We start from the raw sequence: 6,136 nt of genomic DNA, 5'->3' as shown, positions 1-6,136 counted from the left end.
ATCGGACAAGATCAAAGGCAAGACGAACGAAATCGCTGGCAAGGCGCGTCAGGGGGTCGGCAAGGCCGCCGACAATCACGAAGAGCAGGCAAAGGGCAGTGTTCAGGAAGCCAAGGGCAAGGCCCAGGTTGCCAAAGGCAAGGTCAAGGACGCTGTCAAGAAGGTCGTCGACAAGGCGTAGCTGCAAGCCGTCCAGCACAGTCCAAATTCAGCCCGCGCTCGTCGCGGGCTCCAGGAGGCCACATGAAAGTCATCCCTTTCGCCACGACGGTCGTCGCGCTCAGCCTTCTCTCAGGAAACGCATGCGCCCAGGCTGCCGAGGATCCGGCAGTCAATGCATGCAAATCCACCGGCCTTCTCGCTCTTCAAGAAAGATCGCCGGAAATCACGGATCTTGTCATGGACATGGAGAGCCTGGCGATCAGCAAGGCCGACACGAAGGTCGAGGACGTGCCAGTCAAGACGGTCATTCTGGGCGAAGCGTACATCGCCCGCAAGGAAACGACCGGAAAGCCCGACCGGTTCGCCTGCCTGCTTGGCGAGAAGGGCAAGGTCCTGCTGACCTTCTTCACCGCCCAGTAGTCGCACAGTGCGCCAGGCTGTGACACAGCCGCGCGAGTCTGCGGGTTCGTCGGAGGCGGAACGATGTCGGTCGTTCGGCGAACGCTCTCGAACAAACCGCTCTTCGGCAACCGACGTGAATCGCAACTGCCGCGCCGTCATGGAGCCAGCATCCAGCCGAGACCGGGAATCCTTGCAGACGGGGCGAGACCACTGACGAACCAGGATCCGCGGGTTACAGGTGTGGGCATCGATGAATGCGGTGTCCACCCCCGGCTACTTGGCTATCGAACATCCCCAAGCTGTGCGCCGGGTCGCGGGTCTTTCAAGTGGTTCTTGTTGGAAGGTTCAAAGCACATCGGAGGCAAACATCGCGATCATCACGAGCACGGCCATCGCGGCGACCAGCGACCAGAGTATCGCTTTCACTCTCGGGTTGGTCGGAATTAGCGTCGGAGTATCCGGCGTCGCCTTGATGTCGCCGGAACGCCTCGAATCGGGGTATCGTGCCATGAGGTTCTCCTGATTGCCGAAGAAACGATCCTGCACAGTCCAGGTTCCCGGCAAATGGCTCGACGACGCCGTCAGAGCCAGCCGGATCGCCTAAACCGGGCGTAAAGGAAGCCGCACAACGATGCGATGACAGCAAGCACGACGAAGTATCCGTACTCGGTCTTCAATTCTGGCATGTTGTCGAAGTTCATCCCGTAGATCCCGGCGATCGCAGTCGGGACTGCGGCGATTGCAGCCCATGCCGCGAGCTGGCGGGTGATGGTGCCCTGGCGCTGCTGCTCGAGGAGATTGCTCGCCTCGAAGACGGACGTGATGACGTCCTTGAGGCCGCCGACCATCCCTTCGACCCGCCGCGCGTGATCAAGGACGTCCCTGAAATAGTTCTGGGCCTCGGCGTCGATACAGGGAAGGTCGATATGGACCAGCTTCCCACAGACCTCCGTCATCGGCCCAAGAACCCGCTGGAAGCGGATCAACTGCCGACGCAGTTTAAAAAGGCGCTTGATCTCCCGACGCCCAAGGAAGGCATCGAGCATGTCATGTTCCATCGCCAGCACGTGATCCTCGATCGTCTGGACGACAGGCAGGTACCCGTCGACGATGAAGTCGAGGATGCCATGCAGCACGTAGTCCGGCCCGTTCTTGAGAATCTGCGGCGCCTCCTCGAGTTGCCTGCGAAGTTCGCTGTGCCCACGGTCGGAACCGTGCCGGACGGAGATTATGTGCCTGGGGCCAACGAAGATCGCCGTCTCTCCGTACTCGATCTCGTCACCGTCAAGATGGGCTGTCTTCGCGATCACGAAGATCTGGTGGCCGTACACTTCGACCTTGGGAACCTGCCTCATGTCGAGAGCGTCCTCGATCGCCAAGGCGTGCAAATGGAATGCCGTCTGCAGGACCGCCAGCTCTTCCTTCGTTGGATCGTGAAGCCCGATCCAGGCGAACTCATTTGCTGCTTCGGGCGGCTTGGGATCATCGAGGGAAAGGACGGCGGCGCGCTTGCCGTCGCGATAGAGGTAGGCGGCTACTACAGTCACGGGTCATCCTTGGTATTCGGCGGTTCGATGTTGGCCCCGCTGCGGAAAAATGTCCATCTGCAGCCATTGCGACTGGCGGAAAAACGTTGCGAGTGCCGTAACCTCACTCTGCCGGGCGCGGGAAAAAGTGATTGACCGTCCTAGTTCAGGTCGATGACCTGGCGAAAAGGAATAGTGGTCAGGACGGCGCCGTCCTGGTTGGAGATCTCGAAGCGCATTCCGTCGATACGCTCCGCCTGAAGAACGAGTTCGGCGACCATCTCTCTCGCAGCCTTCCGCGCCTCGTCTCGAGCAGCGTCTATTGACAGAAGGTCGATACCTTCCTCGTCGATGTCGTATCCTTCCTGTGACCGCACATGAAAATAGAACCTCATGGAGTATCCTTCTCGTGGCGTTCAAGGAAACGGCTGCCAAGGCAGGTGGTTCCACAGATGGCCTGCTAAGGTGTCCTGAGACGGTCCGCGTCGCGATGGCCAAGCTACTCAAAAGCAAGGCCGGGATCTGATCCCGGCCTTTGGCGCGAGGTGCCAGTACATCCGTGGTCACCATTCGCCCCGTAACTTCAGCCCACCTTCGACTTCAGCATGTCAAGATGGTCGATATGCTCCTTGATCTGGCCGCGGGCGAGCTTCGTCACGCTGAGATGCTCGCGCTCCTGACCGATCTTCAGGTAGGCTTCCTGGATCGTCAGCAGTTTCTTGTGGCCATCGAGTTGAGCCGAGACATATGCCTTGTCGAACTCGGCGCTGCTGGTACCCTTCAGCTTGTCGAGCGAAGCCTTGCCCTCGGCGTCGAGCGTCTTCTCGACCTCGTCTTCGGACGGCGGCTTGAGAGCACCTTCGACCTTACCGCCGGTCTCCATCGACTTCAGGATGTCAGCGATTGTTTCCTGTTCGCCAACTTCCCACTTGGCGAATTCCTTCACCATCGGATCGCCCGCCTTTGTGACGGCGACGCGGCTTGTCGCGAGTGAGAGGGAGCCGATCTTCTTAGTGTCTTCGGCGTGCTTTTTCTCGGCATCGCCCATGGCGGCGGCCGACTGTGCGAAGACCGAGGTGGACGCGAGGAGGGCGGGAAGGGTAGTGGCGGCTGCGGCCACCTTAAGCATGGTGCGGCGGTTCATCAGGTTCTCCATGATTTATGCGCAGCGATAACAACGTCGTCATTCGATTGTTCCACCGATCGGGGCCGGTCCAGCGATGTGCAGACTCGCTCACGTTTCATCTTTCGAAACCAGAAGGGCGGGCATCGAACAGGTTCATCGCGTGGTCCTCCTCCAAAGAACCCTTGGAATTCTCCCTGGGAAAAACGTAGGCCCCGGCATTGCGTTCCGGGTCCGTTGCCGTACCGAGAATGCCCGGCGAATGCTTTCCGTTCTCACCCGTCCTCGCCGTGACACATGGGCGAGTCATTAGAGACGCGTGATGGCGATCGCCCTGACGACGATCTCCTCCTGCTCGAACCTGTCTTTCAGGCCTTGCTGTAGGCCGTCCACCAATCCTTGTTGATCGTCTCGGTCATGACCTCGACGACGACGATCCGGTCGCATTCGACGTCGCCGTCGTCCAGCCAGAATCCTTCTGCTGGCGCATTCATGTAAAGGGTGACACCGCCGAACTTCTTGGTCAGCTCGTCTCGAACGGAGTGAACGTGATTACCGGAGGCGCCCGTTACAGGTAGCAGGGATTTCGACGAGATAGGTCATAGGATTGGCCTGCACGACGTGAATTCCAGACAGGAACGGAGAAGGCCGGGATCGGTTCCGGGAGGAGCAGGCGACGAGGCCGCAGGGTGATGCTTCTCCATCGACGGCGCGAGCAGTCGAACAGCGCTCGGCGAGCTACTTCTATTGAGTGCCTTGATCGCATTTCGCGAGGCCACTATCTCAGATGGAGGATGTTTTCTTTGGAGGAGGAGAAATGCAATCCTTGACTGCCGCTTGGTCCCATGCGCTTGAGGTTCAGATGCAGAGCGGTCTCAAGCGGAGCTTTACGGACCCGCATGACGCAGCCGACTTTCTGGAGAACGAGTGGCCCGTTAAGCACGGCGAAAAGTACGAACGCGCGATCAAGACATGCCACGCAGCCGTCGAGCGACAGGTTCCGCTTGCGGTCGCGCGGGAAGCGTTTCTGGCGGCGTGCCTCGAGGCAAGGCTGGAGGTCGTGACCCGAACGACCCGACATTAGCGATGTGGCAATCAACGGTCGCTTCTGAGCAGAGATGGGCGACTCTCGATACTTTCGGGAGGCCGCTAGGCATCACCGAGATTTCTCGCAGAGCCTCTCGGCGATCTCGAACATTTCCTCCGGCGCGTGGTCCGGGGAAAAAGCCGAAGGCACTCCTACGAGCTGATGGATCGTTCCGCTTTCTGGCATGCCGTCGACGACCTCCATTGTGCGAACGATGCTCGACGCCGGGCATGATCTTCGCCTTCGCGGCGTCGTAGGACCGGAGCTTGTCGGTGATTATGATCCGAGGCGCATGGCTGTGAGCCTTCAGCAGCTTGCGCATCCATCGCCAGGCGGCTTTGGCGTTGCGGCCGCTCTGCACGAGAACATCCAGCACGAAGCCATCCTGATCAACTGCGCGCCAGAACCAGTGTTTCTCGCCACGGATCGAAACGACGAGGCGAGTGGCGCAGGGGAGTTTCACCCCCGCGCTCTCTCAGAACCGGACGTGATACTCTCGCATCATCCGGCTCCCATTGTCCGGCCGTATCCATGAAGCAGTGGCCAATGGGCGAACAGCCGAGGTTGGCGCTGCGCGATGCGCAAGAGCCAATGCCGGGATCGCCGCTTATGCCCACGCAAGGACTTGTACTTTCCCGAAGCCCATCGAGCCAAGTATCGTTCGATGCTCCAGAGCGTAGGTTGGAGAGCTGAAGGACAGAACCGACCATAGTAATTGATCCAGCCGCGGATGTATGAGTTGAACATCCGTGCCAGATCATCGAGAGCCTTGTCACTGCGAAGGTGCAAGGACCAACTACGGATAGTGCCCCGGATCGCCTTGAGCGCCGTCGGACTGGCCGCAGGACCGAATGAGACACCCATGCCCCCGGCCTTCTTGCTCACCAGTCTCGGCCGGAAAGTGTAGCCGAGAAAGTCGAACTTGTAGACCGGGTGAGTACCTCGCCGACTTTCATCCCTGCAGTAGACGATTTTAGTCTTGTCAGGATGAAGCGTCAGCCCACAGTCAGTAAAACGCGCGTCCAGAGCAGCTTGCAGTGGTTTGAAACCTACCCGACGGTCGGTTTCGAGGGGCCATACCCTCATCTTCCGTGCAGCTCGGCTCCCACACTGCTGCGGGTGCCTCGCGGCACATCCTCATCGAGGTGCCATTTATCGCCGAGCCGACCAACGGAACGACGGCGAATGTCGTTGGCAAAGTGCCGGCCGAATTTCTCCGCCCAAAGCCGGATCGTTTGGTGCGTCACGATGATACCGCGAGCCGCCAGCATTTCCTCGACCATGCGCAGGCTGAGCGGGAAGCGGAAGTAAAGCCACACAGCATGGGCGATGACTTCACGGGAAGACGATGGCGGCGGTAGAGCGGGTCACGAAACTTGAGGGTCATGCGCCATCATCGCAGACCAAGGTCGATCGACAGTTAACGTTACGATGCCCTTTCAGCCGTCCCTTGACGATTAACGCCAGCTTCCGTTCCTTGATGCACTTGGCGCCCGATCCCATCTCCGGCGTATCGATACCCGAAACGAACGGAACACCTTCTCCCAGCAATCGCATGTTTTGACCGCTCGGCAGCACTTTACCGTGTCGCTCGACAAGATGAAGGCAGCGCCCGGCAAGGATGTTCACACGTCTCGCGGCGCATTGCCTGCAATCAGGCGGCCTGCACGTTAACGGTCGCTTTGGCGATCTCGGTAAGCCGCTCGTCTGTCGTTTCCTCTTCGTCAAGAGTCTCCGCGAGGAGGTCAGCTACGTCGCCTAAACCGAGCGTCTCGGCCCAGGTGACCATCGTGCCGTAGCGGCTGATCTCGTAATGTTCCACAGCCTGTGCGGCGG

At 59.6% G+C, this 6,136-nt stretch carries 10 protein-coding genes and 3 pseudogenes; 3 read left to right on the top strand and 10 right to left on the bottom strand.

Going from position 1 to position 6,136, the window contains the following annotated elements:
* Both ACPYOI_RS34230 and ACPYOI_RS34225 read left to right on the top strand, forming a co-directional pair.
* Positions 1–181 (top strand): CsbD family protein (locus tag ACPYOI_RS34230; RefSeq protein ID WP_481424028.1); only part of this gene is annotated, 181 nt, incomplete at its 5' end.
* A gap of 62 nt (positions 182–243) precedes the next feature.
* The gene (locus tag ACPYOI_RS34225; RefSeq protein ID WP_481418881.1) at positions 244–582 is read left to right on the top strand and encodes a hypothetical protein; all 339 of its coding nucleotides are present in this window, start codon (positions 244–246) and stop codon (positions 580–582) included.
* Between the two features lie 327 nt (positions 583–909).
* Here the strand turns inward: ACPYOI_RS34225 and ACPYOI_RS34220 are convergent, their stop codons facing one another.
* The 5 genes from ACPYOI_RS34220 to ACPYOI_RS34200 all read right to left on the bottom strand — a co-directional run bounded on the left by ACPYOI_RS34220 (position 910) and on the right by ACPYOI_RS34200 (position 3,707).
* On the bottom strand, positions 910–1,074 hold the full coding sequence (locus ACPYOI_RS34220; RefSeq protein ID WP_481424027.1) for a hypothetical protein: 165 nt from the start codon (positions 1,072–1,074) through the stop codon (positions 910–912).
* A 71-nt stretch (positions 1,075–1,145) separates the two neighbouring features.
* Positions 1,146–2,111: a magnesium and cobalt transport protein CorA gene (locus ACPYOI_RS34215; RefSeq protein WP_481424026.1), complete on the bottom strand. Its 966-nt coding sequence runs from the start codon at positions 2,109–2,111 to the stop codon at positions 1,146–1,148.
* Positions 2,112–2,251: 140 nt separating this feature from the next.
* Positions 2,252–2,485: a DUF6894 family protein gene (locus tag ACPYOI_RS34210; RefSeq protein ID WP_481424025.1), complete on the bottom strand. Its 234-nt coding sequence runs from the start codon at positions 2,483–2,485 to the stop codon at positions 2,252–2,254.
* Positions 2,486–2,673: 188 nt separating this feature from the next.
* Entirely contained in the window at positions 2,674–3,234 is a 561-nt protein-coding gene (locus tag ACPYOI_RS34205) for a DUF4142 domain-containing protein (protein ID WP_481424024.1), read from the bottom strand.
* A 347-nt stretch (positions 3,235–3,581) separates the two neighbouring features.
* Positions 3,582–3,707 carry a hypothetical protein gene (locus ACPYOI_RS34200; protein WP_481418876.1) on the bottom strand — a complete coding sequence of 42 codons (126 nt, stop codon included), beginning with the start codon at positions 3,705–3,707 and terminating at the stop codon, positions 3,582–3,584.
* Between the two features lie 323 nt (positions 3,708–4,030).
* On the opposite strand from ACPYOI_RS34200, the gene ACPYOI_RS34195 reads away from it, so the two are divergent.
* Positions 4,031–4,297 (top strand): DUF982 domain-containing protein, encoded by a 267-nt coding sequence (locus ACPYOI_RS34195; protein WP_481418875.1) that lies wholly within the window; start codon positions 4,031–4,033, stop codon positions 4,295–4,297.
* 202 nt (positions 4,298–4,499) lie between these two features.
* Here the strand turns inward: ACPYOI_RS34195 and ACPYOI_RS34190 are convergent.
* From ACPYOI_RS34190 to ACPYOI_RS34170, 5 genes and pseudogenes are all read right to left on the bottom strand, one after another.
* Positions 4,500–4,739 (bottom strand): annotated as a pseudogene (locus ACPYOI_RS34190) (DDE-type integrase/transposase/recombinase); the annotation flags it as partial.
* Between the two features lie 62 nt (positions 4,740–4,801).
* Positions 4,802–5,164, bottom strand: coding sequence for a group II intron maturase-specific domain-containing protein (locus ACPYOI_RS34185; RefSeq protein WP_481424029.1), 363 nt, complete (start codon positions 5,162–5,164; stop codon positions 4,802–4,804).
* Positions 5,165–5,430: 266 nt separating this feature from the next.
* Positions 5,431–5,687, bottom strand: a pseudogene (locus tag ACPYOI_RS34180) (IS6 family transposase); the annotation flags it as partial.
* A 50-nt stretch (positions 5,688–5,737) separates the two neighbouring features.
* Positions 5,738–5,857, bottom strand: a pseudogene (locus tag ACPYOI_RS34175) (thermonuclease family protein); the annotation flags it as partial.
* Between the two features lie 97 nt (positions 5,858–5,954).
* Positions 5,955–6,136: YciE/YciF ferroxidase family protein (locus ACPYOI_RS34170; RefSeq protein ID WP_481424023.1), on the bottom strand; the 182-nt coding region annotated here is incomplete at its 5' end.

This window comes from Rhizobium sp. SVR5-2C, assembly GCF_056755115.1.
Note: the sequence above shows the minus strand (reverse complement) of the source record. Positions and strands in the feature narration are given on the sequence as shown.